This is a genomic window from Paenarthrobacter sp. NPDC018779, assembly GCF_044391085.1.
In the GTDB taxonomy this organism is placed as follows: domain Bacteria; phylum Actinomycetota; class Actinomycetes; order Actinomycetales; family Micrococcaceae; genus Arthrobacter.
The window spans coordinates 113,857-128,928 of record NZ_JBIRZS010000006.1 but is presented as its reverse complement, the minus strand read 5'-3'; the positions used below and the strand labels follow the sequence as shown (position 1 = coordinate 128,928).

Below are 15,072 nucleotides of genomic sequence, written 5' to 3'. Positions count from 1 at the left end.
AAATAACGTGGATGATGCGTACCAACCCGCGTCCGGGTCTTGCCATGAATGAGTGAATGCAAGAGCCAGTTCATGATGTGGATCGGTTTGTGATCCACGCATCAAAAATTGGTCAGTAGTTATAGACGAAGTGCCGTTCCTGGATCCCTGTCCCATCGAGGCCGTAGCTCAGCGATTCCGCGCTTCGATTCCGTGATTCGACCGTCAGGTGAAAGTGCAGGTTCCGGCGCTTGGCCGATTCGGTGGAACACACGGCTTTGGACTCGTTTTCCAGGGAGCATTGCCATCCGGCAGGAGCGTCGATCGACCCGCCAACGATCCTCGCGCCATCCGGCGCCGAGAACACTGCTGTCCCCTGGCCAAGTGGTGCCGAGCCGGAGACTGTGAACTCGATGGTGAAGGGGGTGGTGAAGGGGTTCCCATCCTTTGTGGTCCCCACGGAAGAGGTGACCATTGCCGGCTGCGCGTCACGCTTGGGTGGCGTGTCTGGAGTCCGAGTGGGAGAGGACGTCGCTGCAGGGTGGGACGGCACTGGAGGTTCGACGGCGGGTGTTTCGACGGCGGGTGGGGTACTTTGCGGCCCGGGTTCCGCAACCGGTGGCGGCGCCTCCTCAGTGGCCGGAACAACAGGCACGGCCGGAATCTCGGTTGGACTGGGCGACGGAGCAGGGGTCTCTGGCGGTGGGACTACGGTGGCCTGGCTGGGAACGGCTGCGGTCTGGACGGTCCGTTGTTCGGGAGGCGCCACCTGGGCAAAGTAGTCAATGACTCCGGCAGCCCCCAACACCAGTCCCGCTGCCGCGGCAGTCATGATGGTTGCGGCCACAGGCTGGGCCAGGAGGGGTGCAACTGCTGCCACTTTTGCGGGAGCCGCGAGGCTACCAATGATGCCGAGCCCGGAACCACTGGCCGCCCACGCAGCCACCGGAATCCCCGTGACCAAGGGCAGGAGCACGGCTTTCATGCTCCCCTCCACGTCCCGGAGTTCTGCCACCACGGCCGTACAACTCGCGCACCCTTCCAGGTGGGTACGGACCTTCCGCGCCGACGGTCCGGAAAGGCCACCCCGGATGAAGCTGCCGAGCTTGGCAACATACTCGGCGCATTCCCTGCTGGGGCCTTCGGACACGTGGCATTGCAGGTACTGGCGGCGCAGGCCTTCCCTTGCCCGCAAGGCCAAGGCCGAAACGGCATTGGCCGACAGTCCCAGCAATGGTGCGGCTGCGGCCGGCTTCATGCGTTCAACGTCGAGGTACCACAGCACTGCCTGCCAACGCTCGGGCAGCATGCGGAATGCCTTGGCAACCGTATGGGATTCAAAGGCCTTGACCACGGCGTCGGGCTCGCCCACTGCATGATCCAGGGTGGAATCGTCGCCGCTCGGGAGCGTCCTGCCCGCCTTGCGGTTCCGGTGGTGGGACAGGCGGGTGACAGTGGACAGCAGATAGGCACGGAAGAACGTGTCCGGGCCTTTTCCGGCAACGAGGTTCTGGAGCACGGACTGGAAGGCTTCCGCCACAATGTCCTCGGCGTCGCTGGGGTTGTCCACATTGCGCCGGGCCACCGTCGAAGCGATGGAAATGTGCCGCTCATAGAGGCCATCGAAGGCTGCTGTGTCCCCACCCCGAACCAACGCAATAAGCTGCCCGTCGCTGGCCTCCTCCGGGTGCTGCGTCCTCCGCGCCATTTACGGCGCCCCCACATGCGAATAAATCTTGCCCATATATACGCAGTGAATGGCAGGACAAACTCGTGACGCGCGTTTCTACAATCTTTTTAGGAATTAGAGTTGCCCTGCACGTCGTCATGAATGGCGGCATGGCCGCACTCTTCCGGTATGACCTCGTCCCGGACAAAATCGATCGCCGACTGTACGTTCTCGCGGCACCTCCTCTTGCGCAGATGGCAAACCACCAGCTACCAGCAGGGGTGGCGGTTCAAATCCGACTGGCTGCTGCCCGAAGTCCGTACAGTGGTCACCTCGCTGACAACCCGCTCCACAGTGCCAGCGCCCACCGCAAAGTCGCTGGGCGCTGCCCGGGCGAGGAACGGCGTGGGTATCAGCGAAACCATTACGGACTTCCGCGCCCTGTTTGATGCGGCGGACCAGAGCCTCGACGTGGACGCACTCCAGTCTCTGGCCGAGGGATGGGCGGAAGGAGCCGAGGCACTCCCGCCCATCTCCTGCACGGACGTCTACACCGGCCTCGCCACGCAGGCCCATTTCCAACGCCATCTTTTGGAGCTGGACAACGCAGGTCCCGAGTATTCCCGGCATCATGCGTTGGCCGTCATCGCACTTCCCGAGCCTCCGGACAGCCGAAGCCACGGATGGACGTTACTGGTCCAACTGGGAGCCCTGGTGCAGCGCCAACTCAGCGGGACAGGTGCCATGGCAACCTACCGGAGTTCCGCAATCCACGTGGTGTTCCAGGTGTGCGATGCCAACCTCGAACGGCTGGCCGCCTGCAAGGCGGCCATGGAAACCCTGGGGGCCGGTTCCTTGAGTCCTTCGCGGATGAGCCTCTACCCGCTTTCGGAGAATGCCGGCACGTCCGAGCGGTGGCCTGAACTGCATTGACGGGAATCCGGACAAGGGCGTCACGAAAGCAGGCACCGCGTCACTGATCATTCGACGGCCCACGGTTTACCAACAAAGGATCTATTTCCCTATGAACAGTCAGTTACGTCTCAAAGCGGCTTCCGCGGCCACCGCGCTACTCGCCATACTGCTTTTGGTGGTGGGCTTGGCCTGGTCCGCCGCACCCGCCCACGCCGCCGGGATTCCGGATGCCCGCATCACCCTGAGCACGCAGTCCGTGGTGACCAACCAGTGGGACCAGGTGGACCTTTCCTGCGAGTGGAGCGTGCCGGACCACTCCAAGCCCGGCGACACCTTCGAACTCCAACTGCCGCCGCAACTGCGCTGGTTTGGCACGGCGTCGTTCGATCTGGACAACCCCGACGGCGAGACTGTCGCCAGGGCTGAGGCCAACGATTCCGGACTTGTGGTCTTCACCCTCACTGACTTTGTGGAGTCCCACCCGTTCGGTATCGGCGGAACCTGCTCCTTCACCACCCAGTTCGCTGAGGTTCCCGGTGAAGACGACCACAGCCGGCTTGATTTCGTGATCGGCGATACCGTGCTCCGCGTACCAGTGGACATCACGCCTTGCACCAGCAACTGCGCTCCCGTCCCTCTCACTCCCGGCAAGGCCATGTGGTGGGCAGACGCGAACCAGACACGCCTCGAATCGATCATCTACATGCCTCCGATGAAGTCGGACACCAACGACGTGGTCGTCACTGATACGCCCGCCGAAGGCATGGAGATCGATTGCGATGAAATTACGCCCCGCGTTGGCACCGTCCTGAACGCCGACGGCAACATCATCGATCCCATGGATACGGACAAGTACCCGGCAGTGGTCGACTGCACCCCCGGTAAGGTAACAGCCACGTGGACGGGACTGCCCAAGGGCGAGCGCGTGGAACTCTTTGTGGTCGCAGCAGTGACCAATCCCAACCTCGATTCCTACACCAACACCGGAACAGTCACCATCTCCGGCGTCACCACTGACATCGGCGCCGAAACCAAGCGGACCGACGCCAACGGAAACGGCAACGCCACCTCCGGGCCGACGGCAACTCCCACCCCCACACGGACGGTGACACCCAGCCCCACGGCCACGCCAACCGTCACGCCCACAGTCACACCGACCCCCACAACCACGCCCACGGCTACTCCGAGCGTCACACCCACGCGGACGGTGACACCCAGCCCCACGGCCACGCCAACCGTCACGCCCACGCCCACGGCAAGCACCACGTCATCCGCCCCGGTTGTGGTGGTACCGACGTCCACGGTGACCACTCCTGCTGCAGGTGGCAGTGAAGGCCAGCTCGCCACTACGGGGGCCAACGGTCCGGTGTTCATCTTCGCGGCCGCCGCGTTCCTCGCTGTGGGTTCGCTGCTTGCTTTCGTTGCAACCAGGTCCGCAGCACGCCGGCGCTCCCACTAAGAGCACCAGCTACACGAACTGCGATGCGATGTGCTGTCCCCCTGGCACATCGCATCGCTCCTAAGACGGGCTCGCGCTGGCATGTGTTGGGGGCCAGCGTGAGCCGCTCCACCATGGGAATGCCTGCCCTTCCCACGTGGTTGACGGGAAGGAACAGCCGCCGCAAGCGGAGCCCCGATAACCAAGGAGAACCATGAGTCCCACCGCGACGGATGCCCAACTTGCCCGCTGGGAGAGGTTCCGCAGCGGACGGAACGCGGCCCTGGCGTCGGACCACGGCTGGCTGACGTTGACCTCGTTCCAGTGGTTGGAGGAAGAACCGGCTGCCTTGGAGCTTGCCCCGGGCCTGTGGTCATCGGACGGAAGCAGCGCCGTCCTCACAGCCACTGAGGATGACGGGCTGAGCTTCGTGGCCACTGGTGAACCTGCAGTGGGTACGTTCACCGAAGCCCTCCAGGACGAAGAATCGCTCATGTGGGTGCAGTACGGCGGTCCGGAGGGGCAGCAGGTGGTGGTGGAACTGGCCGTCCGTGCGGACAAGTATGCGATCCGCACCAGGGACAACGGCTCGCCCGTTTACACCGGCTTCACCAGCGTGCCAACGTTCGCCTACGACCCGCAGTGGGTGATCACAGGCAAGTTCGAGGCGTACGAGCATCCCGTGGACGTGCCCATCGGCACCGCCAATCCCTTGGTGGACGGACTACACCGCTCGGTGGGCGAGGTGGTGTTCCATGCTCCGGGTATTTCCCACGAGATCAGGCTCCACGCGGAAGAGGAAAAACTGGGTGCCCTCAACGTGACCTTCCATGATGAGACCAATGGCGAGACCACCGACGAATGGCGCAAGGTGTTCATCTCCAAGCCACGCCCTGACGGATCGGTGGTCATCGACTTCAACCGGGCCATCAATTACCCCAGCGCCTTCACTCCTTACGGCACGTGCCCTATGCCGGTGCGCGGAAACTCGATCGATGTCCGGGTAGAGGCTGGCGAGAAACTCCCCGAAGACCTGTAGCTAGGCGATGGCGGAAACTCCCGTGACAGCCCTGCCCACGATCAGCGAGTTGATCTCGTAGGAACCCTCGTAGGTGTAGATCGCCTCTGCATCGGCGAAGACTTTGGCTATCCCGTAGTCGGTCACAATGCCGTTTCCACCCAGGATGGACCGGCCCAGGGCCACCGTTTCGCGCATCCGTGCGCTGCAGTAGGCCTTGGCCAGCGCCACCTGGGCCATGTCGGCGCCACCGTGCCGCATCCCGGCAGCGTCCGTGAAGATGTCCTCCTGCAATTGGGCAATCCGGACCATCATCCCCATGCTGGCCACCGCGTTGCCCAGCATGTCCACCAAGTGCTGTTGGATCAGCTGGAACTTGGCCAGCGGCTTGCCGAACTGGAGGCGTTCCACGGCGTATTGCCGTGCGATATCAAAGGCAGCCAACTGTTGGCCGACCGCTTGCCAGGCCACCATGATGCGTGAGCCGCGAAGGAGGTGGTTGGTGTCCGCGAAGCTGTTGATCCCGGCGAAACGATCGGCCTCGGCCACGTGGACATCGTGGAAAAGTATGTCGGCGTTCTGCACGGTCCGCAGCGCCACCTTGTTTTCTATGCGGCTGCGCGTGATCCCCGGTAGGGAGGCATCGACGATGAATCCCCGTACCGCTCCGTCGGCCTGGTCCTTGGCCCACACCAGCATGTAGTCGCAGAACGTCCCGTTCCCGATCCAGCGCTTGGCACCGTTGATCACCCAGTAGTCGCCGCCGTCGGACTCGTCCCTGGCGACGCGCCGTGCCGTTGTTTCCATCCCGCCGGCGACGTCTGAGCCGTGGTTCGGCTCCGTGAGTGCGAAGGCTCCGGTGGTCCGGAGGTTGGAAGCGTCATCAAGGTAGCGGTCCTGCTGGGCGTCGCTACCGAAGTCGTAGAGCGATTCGACGAAGAGATCGTGGTGGACCATGAAGAAGGTGGCGATTGAGGTGTCCACGCGCGTCATTTCGGCGATCACCAGCCCGGCGAACAGGTGGGTGTAGCCACGCTGGGCAGGTGCGCTGAGCCGGAGGGCTGCCAGCTTGGGCAGGATGTGCTCGGGAAACTCGGCCTTGTCCCACCATTGGCCGGCATACGGGGCGATCTCGGTGGCCAGGAATGCGCGGAGTTCCTTCAGCTTGCGCTGCTCCTGGACGCTGAGGAGTGACTCGAAGTCGAAGAAATCTGCCGCGGGCAAGTCCGTCAAGGTGGCCGTCACTTGAGCCCCATCCGGATTGCACCGTCGAGGCGGATGGTTTCTCCGTTGAGCATGGCGTTCTCCACGATGTGCGCGGCCAGGTTGGCATACTCTTCGGGCCGGCCCAGGCGCGCGGGATGCGGCACTTGCTGTCCCAAAGACTCCTGGGCAGCTGGCGGCAGGCCCGCCATCATGGGCGTTTCGAAGATCCCGGGGGCGATGGTGTCCACCCGGATCAGGGAGCGGGCAAATTCGCGGGCGAGCGGAAGCGTCATCGCCGCAACTGCACCTTTGGAGGCGGCGTAGGCTGGTTGCCCGATCTGCCCTTCGAAGGCTGCCACGGACGCTGTGTTGATGATGACCCCGCGTTCGGGCCCGCCAAGTTCCGTACTGACGGGCTCGTTCTGCACCATCGAAGCGGCGGCGAGCCGGACCACATTGAAGGTGCCCACCAGGTTGATCTGGATGACCCTGTTGAAGGTTTCAAGCGGCAGCACACCGTCCCGGCCCAGGACCTTCCCCGGCGTCGCTATTCCGGCGCAATTCACCACGATCCGCAGGACGCCGAGCGCGGCAGCAGCATCGACGGCCGCTTGCACCTGGGATTCGTCAGTGACGTCCGCGGGGGCGAAAACAGCCTGTTGCCCCGTAGCGATTTCATTGAGCTCAGCCGCGTAGGCCTCGCCGGCTGATTGAGGCAGATCCACCAAGACCACCGACGCCCCGGCATCAAACAGCCGTTTGGCGGTGGCGGCACCCAGCCCTGACGCTCCCCCGGTGACCAGTGCAACTGTGCCCTTGATGTCCATCCATCCTCCTTGATGCAGACGCGATGCGGACCTTCGAAGACCAAAATCCGTTAATGCATGTTAACTGGAATTGTGACCCAGCGCACGTCAAAGCCATCGGCACGTCGGCACCCACCGCCTGGCCGGACTCCACCGCCAGGCTCAGGCTCCGCCAGGTTGGACTCCACCGCCAGGCCGATGCTCCGCCGATAGGCTGGGACCATGCCAAGCAACGCCGAGCCAACAGCCCACCCAAGCCACTGGGCAAATCGCGCCGACCACGCTGCCCGCTCGGTAACCCGCACTTTTGGCAGGCGCCTGTTCTTCCTCCCAGGCACGCATATCGGCGCCATCAAGGTTCCGTGGCGGGCCAGCAGCCTCTTCGGCCCGTGGCACTACTGGTGGCAAGCGCACTACGTGGACTGCCTGGTGGATACCGGCCGCCGGGAACTCGCCACCGGAGTTAAGTTCGACGGCGCCTCCCGCCCCAGCGCCGGACGGCTTGCGTCCCGGCTGGTCACCTCCGTCCGGATCAGGAACCGCTTCAGGTTCGTGAACCACTTCTATGACGACATGGCGTGGCTGGCCCTTTCGACGCTCAGGCTGGACCAGTTGGCGGAGGAAACCCGCAAGCCCGGACGCCGCCGCAACGCCTACGTGCGCAGCTCCCTCACCCTGCAATTCAACTCCACCGCCACGGAAGACCTTGGCGGGGGTACCTTCTGGAGCACGGCGAGGGACTTCAAGAACACCCCTGCCACGGCTCCCATCGCCTTGTATTTCGCCCGGACCGGGCACAGGGAAAAAGCCCAGGTCCTGGTGGATTGGCTCAACAACAAGCTGCTCAACCCGGACAACGGCCTCTACATGGATGGGCTGCGGATCCGGGATGGCAGAACCGTGTTGGAAAACGCCATCTACACCTACAACCAGGGTCCGGTCCTGGGCGCGTTGCTGGAACTCGGCGGCGACTCGAACATCAGCAGGGCAGCCGAACTCATTGAGGCCACGGCACGTGGGCTGACTATGGACGGCACCAGCATCATCCGAGGCCATGGGACCGGCGATGGCGGCCTGTTCACCGGCATCCTTGTCCGATACCTGGCCGCGGCCGCCCGCGACAGCCAACTTCCGGAAAGTGCCCGCGCAACGGCAAGGGAGATGGTGCTGGCCACCGCTGAGGCCTTGTGGGCCGGCCGCCTCGAGCCCAGTACCTACGGGCCAGTGTTCTCCCCCGACCCCCTGCGCCCGGCGAGCGAGACGTATCCGCCGGGTACCGCCGTCGAACTTTCCACCCAACTGCAGGCGTGGATGACGTTCGAAGCGGCAGCAACCCTTTCCTAGCGAATTAAGTCACGCAACAGTTCCGTAATTGTAGTGATTCTTGTCACATAGAGGCCCGTCGGCTTCGTGCGGAAGGATTGCCTAACCTACTCTTTTCAAGGACGGGCACCCCCCCAATCCCCCACGCCCGCCAGCCCCGGAACATGCTTCCGGCCCCCAAAAGTCTGTTCGCAGAAAGAAGTCTCCATGAAGCTCCGCAAGAACGCGCTGGCCGGAATCGCACTCGCCGCCACCGCCGCCCTTGGCCTCGCAGCCTGTGGCTCCAGCGCCGGCACCCCGGCCGCCTCCGATTCGGCCGCAGCTTCCGGCGAGGGCATCACGGTGTACAACGCCCAGCACGAAAGCCTCACCAAGGAATGGATCGACGCTTTCACCAAGGAAACCGGCATCAAGGTCACCGTCCGCCAGGGCAGCGACACCGAGATGTCCAACCAGATCATCCAGGAAGGGGCCGCCTCGCCGGCCGACGTCTTCCTCACGGAGAACTCGCCCGCAATGGCGCAGGTTGAGAACGCTGGCCTGTTCGCAGACGTGGACAAGGCCACCATGGACCAGGTTCCCGCGGAATTCCGCCCGTCCACCGGCAAGTGGACCGGCATCGCAGCCCGCTCCACCGTTTTTGTGTACGACAAGAACAAGATCAGCGACGACAAGCTGCCCAAGTCGATGCTGGACCTGGCCAATCCGGAGTGGAAGGGCAAGTGGGCCGCATCCCCCACTGGCGCTGACTTCCAGGCGATCGTGTCCGCACTCCTTGAACTCAAGGGCGAGGCAGCAACCGAGGAATGGCTCAAGGGCATGAAGGAAAACTTCAAGGCCTACAAGGGCAACAGCACCGCCATGAAGGCAGTGAACGCCGGTGAGGTGGACGCAGCGCTGATCTACCACTATTACTACTACGGCGATCAGGCCAAGACCGGCGAGAACTCCAAGAACGTCACGCCGTACTACTTCAAGAACCAGGATCCGGGCGCGTTCCTGTCCGTTTCGGGTGGCGGCGTATTGAAGTCCTCCAAGCACGCGGCTGACGCCCAGGCCTTCCTGAAGTTCATCACGGGCAAGAAGGGCCAGGAGATCCTCAAGACCGGCACGTCGTTCGAATACGCCATTGCTTCCCAGGTTGATGCCAACCAGAAGCTCGTTCCCATCAAGGAACTCCAGGCTCCCGCCGTGGACCCGGCCAAGCTCAACTCCACCAAGGTCACCGATCTCATGACCAAGGCAGGACTGCTGTAACCGAGGTGACCACCAGGCTTTCGGCTTCCGGCCACCACAGCGGAAGAACGACGACGGCGGGCAAGGGCAAGGGCCCTCGCCCGCCTTTCGGCGTTTCCACAGTCTCCTTGCTGGCCGTCATGACCGCGTTGTTTTCCCTCATCCCGCTGGGCTACGTGGTTTACATGACTGCAGCGACAGGCTGGGACACCGCCGTCGAACTCATCTTCCGTCCGCGCGTCGCGGAACTGTTGATGAACACCATCCTGCTCACCGTGATCACGGTCCCCGCCTGCCTGGTTCTGGGCGTGGGTGGTGCGTGGCTCGTGGAGCGGACCAAACTGCGCGGACACCGTTTCTGGGCAGTGGCGCTTGCTGCCCCGCTGGCTATCCCGGCGTTCGTGAACAGTTATTCCTGGGTCTCGGCCGTCCCGTCGCTGGAGGGCATCTGGTCCGGCGTCCTGATCGCCACCCTCTCCTATTTCCCGCTGGTCTACATCCCCGCGGCAGCGACGCTGGGCCGCCTCGACCCGGCGATCGAACAGTCCGCAGCATCCCTCGGCCTGGGTCCCTGGGCTGTCTTCTTCCGGGTGGTCCTGCCCCAACTGAGGATCGCGATGTCCGGTGGCGCCCTGTTGGTGGCCCTGCACCTGTTGGCTGAATACGGTGCCTTTGCCATGATCCGCTTCGATACGTTCACGACGGCGATCATGGTCCAGTTCCAGTCGACGTTCAACGGAACCGCGGGCAACATGTTGGCCAGTGTGCTGGTGTTCCTGTGCCTGATCCTGCTGGTGTTGGAAGTCAAGAGCCGCGGTACGGCCCGATATGCCCGCATCGGTTCCGGAGCGCAGGCTAAGGCAACGCGCCTGCCGCTGGGCTTGTACCAGGCACCGGCGCAACTGGCACTGCTGGCCCTCACTGTGCTGGCGTTCGGCGTGCCGGTCTGGTTTGTGCTGCGCTGGATCGTGGCAGGCGGTACGGAAATCTGGACCGCCAGCGAGTTCATTCCAGCTCTGCTGCAAACCCTGATGTACGGCGCCTTGGGTGCTTTGGTGACAACCATTGTGGCCTTCCCCATGGCGTACTTGGCGGTGCGGCGTCCGAGCTGGTTCAGCAAGATGCTGGAGCTCTCCAATTACGTCACCAGTTCGCTGCCGGGAATCGTGGTTGGCCTGGCGTTCGTCACGGTGAGCATCCGCCTGGTTCCTGGCGTTTACCAGACAACAGGCGTGCTGATTGCTGCGTACGTGCTGTTGTTCATCCCCCGCGCGTTGGTCAACCTGCGGGCCGGACTGGCCCAGGCGCCCAAGGAACTCGACGAAGCCGCCCAATCCCTGGGCAAGGCACCCCTGGTGTCCTTCTTCCGGGTCACCCTTCGCCTATCCGCACCTGCGGCTGCCGGCGGCGCGGCCCTGGTGTTCCTGGCCATCGTCAACGAACTCACGGCCACGCTGTTGCTCTCTCCGAACGGCACCAAGACCCTTGCCACCGAGTTTTGGAGCAAGAGCAGCGAGATCGACTACACCGGCGCGGCCCCCTACGCCCTGCTGATGATCCTGCTCTCCGCCCCCATGACCTACCTGCTTTTCCAACAGTCCAAGAAAGTTGCCGGACAGTGACCGAACAATCCCCCTCACGACTCCCAGCCCCGCGGGTTGCGCCGTCCGTTGCGCCCACCACCAACCCGCATCTGGACATCTCCGAGGTCACCAAGAACTTCGGGTCCCAGTCCGTGCTGAAGGGCGTGAATCTGTCGGTTGCCAAGGGCGGGACCACGGCGATCGTTGGGCCCTCCGGTTCGGGAAAGACCACGCTCCTGCGGTTGATTGCAGGGTTCGAGCACCCGGACACCGGTTCCATCAGCCTGGATAGCTCACCCGTGGCCAACGGCAGCATCTGGGTTCCGGCCCACAAGCGGCAGGTTGGGTACGTTGCACAGGACGGCGCCCTCTTCCCGCACCTGACGGTGGGGCAGAACATCGCCTTCGGGCTCGATTCAGCAAAGCTCGACGGCGGTCGCCGCGCCGTGAAAACGCGCGTGGCCGAGTTGCTTGAGATGGTCTCCTTGGACCCGGCCATGGCGAAGCGCCGTCCCCATCAGCTCTCCGGCGGCCAGCAGCAGCGTGTTGCCTTGGCGCGGGCCCTGGCGCGGGAGCCTGGGCTCATGCTCCTGGACGAGCCATTCTCCGCCCTCGATGCCGGTTTGCGCGTGGCCACCCGGCGCACCGTTGCCAAAGTCCTCAACGAGGCAGGTGTCACCACCATCCTGGTAACGCACGACCAGGCCGAGGCACTCTCCTTTGCCGACCAGGTGGCCATCATGCGCGGCGGCAAGCTGGCCCAAATCGGCAACCCCTTCGTGGTGTACACGCGGCCCGCGGACAGGGCCACCGCGGAATTCCTCGGCGATGCGGTGTTCCTCGATGCCTGGATGGAAGGATCCCTTGCCACGTGCTCCCTGGGTGGCATTCCCGTCCGGCGGCCGCCGGCCCAGGGCAAGGTCCAGTTGATGCTCCGGCCCGAGCAAATCCGTATCGCGCCGGACGGACCTATCCGCGGCGTTGTGGTGGACACGGACTACTTCGGCCCGGAAACCACTGTGCGCATCAAGCTCGGCGCGTACTTTGCACCCGACGGCAGCGCCACCGGCAACGGCCACCGCTACCCTGGCGGCGGGGAGATCATCACCATCCGCCACTGGAATGCCTCGATCACCAAACCCGGAACTGAGCTCTCCCTGCGCGTGGTGGGGGAAGGCGTGGCGTTCCCCCTCGGCGACTAACCCCCAACTGGGGGACAGCACATGTCCCTACGAGCACTTATTGCGACGTTTGCTGTCCCCTAGTTGGGTTTTTTGCGCTGCGGGTACGGGGCCTCGTGCCGGGCCAGCATCTCCACGAAGCCCGCGATCTTCCTGGCCCGCGTTTCGGCACGCTTCACGGAGTTGGTCCGGTGGATCAGGGCGAAACGGTTCTGGGAGGTCAGGACCTCAAACATCGCCTGCGCCTCGGGAACGGCGGCAATGGCAGCGGCCAGATCCTCCGGCACTTCAATGGTGGCCGGTCCGGCATAGGCGGCCTCCCAGCGCCCATCGGCTTTGGCGGCGTCGACGGCGGCCCACCCGGAGGCGGTCATCCTCCCGGCCTCGTCCAAACGGGCTATGTGCCCCACGTTCCGGGCGGACCAGATGCTCTTGGCGCCGCGCGGGGTCATGCGCTGGAAGTAGCTCCCGGCGTCGCGCTTCTTCACTTGCCCGTCAATCCACCCGAAGCAGAGGGCCTCGTCCAGGGCAGCGTCGTAATCGAGTTCGGTGACGTTGCCGCCCTTCTTGTGGAGGACCAGCCACACTCCACGGCTCTCTGCCGCGTGATCGGACAACCATTCGCGCCATTGGTTAGCGTCTTTGACGATCAGTTCTGCAAGTTCGATGGGCATGGCCCCATTCTGCTGTGAATCCGTGCTTTCGGCATAGGCTTGGAAACGGAAGCCGCGAATTGCCGGGAACCAGCCCAGGAGGATCCATGCTGCGAGCACGCCCCATCCACTTCACCTCCCGGCCGGAACCGTGGGCCGAACTGCTTGAGGCTCTTGGCCTGGTGGTCACCAAGGCGGACAAGGACTGGTGGGAGTTCGACGCCGGATCGGGCCGCCTCGCGTTGCACAGGGTGGCGCACGAATCCACCCAGCCGGAGGATGGCACCACCGTGTTCGGCGTTGAAGTGGGTGTCCTGGACGAGTTCGCCCGGCGGACCAGGGACGATGGAACCATCGCGGACGTCACCGAGGCAGCCCACGGGGAAACCGTGCAAGTAACGGCACGTGATGGTTTCACTTTCCTGGCCGACCCCGCCCAACGCGCCGCGGACGGAACCTGGGCAACGTCGGACGAAGCCGACCCGGCACTCACCGTGGTGGCCACGTGGGTGAGTCCCGACGTCGTGGGTTCCGCCCAGGAGCTCCGCAACATTGGCGCGCGGCCCCGCACCGCCACCGACGAATCGGCCAGCTTCACCACCAAGAACGGCGGCGTCCTGCGTGTGGTGCACGGTGCTGAACCGGAGTCCGGCGACCTCGCTTTCGAGTACGACGGCGGCCTGGAGCCGCTGCTGGACAGGCTCCACGGGGCGGGCATCGACTCGAGGATCGAGGACGATGTGCTGTATGTCGCCAACCCGGACGCGGCTGCCGGCTCCGCGCCGGCGTCGATTGTGGTGACGGGTACTTAGTCCTCCAACGCCCCGTTGCAGAGCCGGCTGACCACCTCGGTCAGCATGGCGAGCCCCGCAACGATGTCCTGGTCCGTGGTGTATTCGTGCTCGTTGTGGGAGATGCCGTCCACGCTGGGCACGAACAGCATCACGGTGGGGACGAGGTCCTTCATGTTGGTGGAGTCGTGGCCTGCCAGGGTCATGACTTCCTTGTTGCTCAGGCCCAGGTCCGCGGCCACCTTCGCGGCGAGTTCCACGCCTTCGGGCTGGTACGGCGTCACGGCCCAGGAGTGCGAGTGGTGCTGTTCCACGGAGACGTTGGCCAGCCGCTCAATCTCGGCAATGCGGGTGTGCAGCAGCGCGTCGGCTTCGGCCAGCACGGCTTCGTCGGCGCTGCGCAGGTCCAGCAACATGTTCACGCGGGACGGAACCACCACGGGCGAGTTCGGGTAGACGTTGAGCTGGCCCACGGAGGTATGCAGGACGCCCGGGAAACGATCAGCGAGTTCGCGGGCAGCGACCACCAGCATCGAAGCCCCAAGCAGTGCGTCCTTGCGGTCGGCGATCACCGTGGAACCGGTGTGGGCCTGCTCGCCATGGACCACGAATTCGTACTTGTTGGCTGCCCAGTTGGAGCTCACCAAGCCGATGGTGATGCCCTCGCGTTCCATGCTGCGGCCCTGCTCGATGTGGATCTCGGCGCAGTAGGCGGCCTCCGGCCCTTCATACGAGCCGCGGCAACCGATCGCGTCCAGGGCGTCCCGGACAGTGACCCCTCCGGCATCCTTGGTATTGAGCGCGTCCTCGAGTTCCAGTTTGCCGGTGTAAACGGACGAGCCCATCATGGACGGCTTGAAGCGGCTGCCTTCCTCGTTGAACCAATTGACGACGGCGAGGTTGAACCTGGGTGCCTCGGCGCCGGATTCCCAGCGGCTCACCAGGCGAAATGCTGCGTGCGCGGCAGCGAGGACGCCGTACGCGCCGTCGTAACGTCCCGCCGTCGGCTGTGAATCCATGTGCGAGCCAACCACGACGAAAGGTGCTCCAGGCACTGCCTCGTAGAGACCCCACTGGTTTCCGGCGTGGTCGAACTTCACCGTGAAGCCGCGTTCTTCAAGGAGGCCGGTGAGCCAGCGGCGCTGCTCGCCGTCCGGAATGGTGGCGGCCTGGCGGTCCACGCCGCCGTTCTCGGTGGCTCCGAAGGCGCTCATGGTCCGGAAGTCCTGGACGAAGGCGGTGTCCTGCGCGGTGAAACTTGTGGTGGTTGTCAT

At 64.2% G+C, this 15,072-nt stretch carries 13 protein-coding genes; 8 read left to right on the top strand and 5 right to left on the bottom strand.

The window, feature by feature from the left end; all coding sequences use genetic code 11:
* Window positions 1-112: 112 nt before the first annotated feature.
* Entirely contained in the window at window positions 113-1,687 is a 1,575-nt protein-coding gene (locus ACH488_RS09450) for a zf-HC2 domain-containing protein (RefSeq protein ID WP_397323775.1), read from the bottom strand.
* Window positions 1,688-1,837: 150 nt separating this feature from the next.
* Here ACH488_RS09450 and ACH488_RS09445 point away from each other — a divergent pair, with 150 nt between their 5' ends.
* The 3 genes from ACH488_RS09445 (at window position 1,838) to ACH488_RS09435 (ending at window position 5,040) form a co-directional block, all read left to right on the top strand.
* Window positions 1,838-2,581 (top strand): hypothetical protein, encoded by a 744-nt coding sequence (locus ACH488_RS09445; RefSeq protein ID WP_397323774.1) that lies wholly within the window; start codon window positions 1,838-1,840, stop codon window positions 2,579-2,581.
* 91 nt (window positions 2,582-2,672) lie between these two features.
* Complete coding sequence (locus tag ACH488_RS09440; protein WP_397323773.1) at window positions 2,673-4,022, top strand: Ig-like domain-containing protein; 1,350 nt, start codon at window positions 2,673-2,675, stop codon at window positions 4,020-4,022.
* 193 nt (window positions 4,023-4,215) lie between these two features.
* Window positions 4,216-5,040: a DUF1684 domain-containing protein gene (locus ACH488_RS09435; RefSeq protein WP_397323771.1), complete on the top strand. Its 825-nt coding sequence runs from the start codon at window positions 4,216-4,218 to the stop codon at window positions 5,038-5,040.
* On the opposite strand, the gene ACH488_RS09430 is transcribed toward ACH488_RS09435, so the two are convergent.
* Window positions 5,041-6,264: an acyl-CoA dehydrogenase family protein gene (locus ACH488_RS09430; RefSeq protein ID WP_397323770.1), complete on the bottom strand. Its 1,224-nt coding sequence runs from the start codon at window positions 6,262-6,264 to the stop codon at window positions 5,041-5,043.
* Complete coding sequence (locus tag ACH488_RS09425; protein WP_397323769.1) at window positions 6,261-7,052, bottom strand: SDR family NAD(P)-dependent oxidoreductase; 792 nt, start codon at window positions 7,050-7,052, stop codon at window positions 6,261-6,263. Before ACH488_RS09425 ends, ACH488_RS09430 begins: the two co-directional genes overlap by 4 nt.
* 201 nt (window positions 7,053-7,253) lie before the next feature.
* Here ACH488_RS09425 and ACH488_RS09420 point away from each other — a divergent pair, with 201 nt between their 5' ends.
* The 4 genes from ACH488_RS09420 (at window position 7,254) to ACH488_RS09405 (ending at window position 12,375) form a co-directional block, all read left to right on the top strand.
* Window positions 7,254-8,375, top strand: a complete 1,122-nt coding sequence (locus tag ACH488_RS09420; RefSeq protein ID WP_397323768.1) for a glycoside hydrolase family 76 protein — start codon at window positions 7,254-7,256, stop codon at window positions 8,373-8,375.
* Window positions 8,376-8,561: 186 nt separating this feature from the next.
* Complete coding sequence (locus tag ACH488_RS09415) at window positions 8,562-9,611, top strand: iron ABC transporter substrate-binding protein (RefSeq protein WP_397323767.1); 1,050 nt, start codon at window positions 8,562-8,564, stop codon at window positions 9,609-9,611.
* Window positions 9,612-9,616: 5 nt separating this feature from the next.
* Window positions 9,617-11,212 (top strand): ABC transporter permease, encoded by a 1,596-nt coding sequence (locus tag ACH488_RS09410; protein WP_397323766.1) that lies wholly within the window; start codon window positions 9,617-9,619, stop codon window positions 11,210-11,212.
* Window positions 11,209-12,375 carry an ABC transporter ATP-binding protein gene (locus tag ACH488_RS09405; RefSeq protein ID WP_397323764.1) on the top strand — a complete coding sequence of 389 codons (1,167 nt, stop codon included), beginning with the start codon at window positions 11,209-11,211 and terminating at the stop codon, window positions 12,373-12,375. Before ACH488_RS09410 ends, ACH488_RS09405 begins: the two co-directional genes overlap by 4 nt.
* A 59-nt stretch (window positions 12,376-12,434) precedes the next feature.
* Here the strand turns inward: ACH488_RS09405 and ACH488_RS09400 are convergent, their stop codons facing one another.
* The gene (locus tag ACH488_RS09400) at window positions 12,435-13,028 is read right to left on the bottom strand and encodes a YdeI family protein (protein ID WP_397323763.1); all 594 of its coding nucleotides are present in this window, start codon (window positions 13,026-13,028) and stop codon (window positions 12,435-12,437) included.
* An 86-nt stretch (window positions 13,029-13,114) separates the two neighbouring features.
* On the opposite strand from ACH488_RS09400, the gene ACH488_RS09395 reads away from it, so the two are divergent.
* Complete coding sequence (locus tag ACH488_RS09395) at window positions 13,115-13,819, top strand: hypothetical protein (protein ID WP_397323762.1); 705 nt, start codon at window positions 13,115-13,117, stop codon at window positions 13,817-13,819.
* Here the strand turns inward: ACH488_RS09395 and ACH488_RS09390 are convergent.
* Window positions 13,816-15,072: a M20 family metallo-hydrolase gene (locus tag ACH488_RS09390; RefSeq protein WP_397323760.1), complete on the bottom strand. Its 1,257-nt coding sequence runs from the start codon at window positions 15,070-15,072 to the stop codon at window positions 13,816-13,818. The two genes, ACH488_RS09395 and ACH488_RS09390, sit on opposite strands and share 4 nt — an antisense overlap.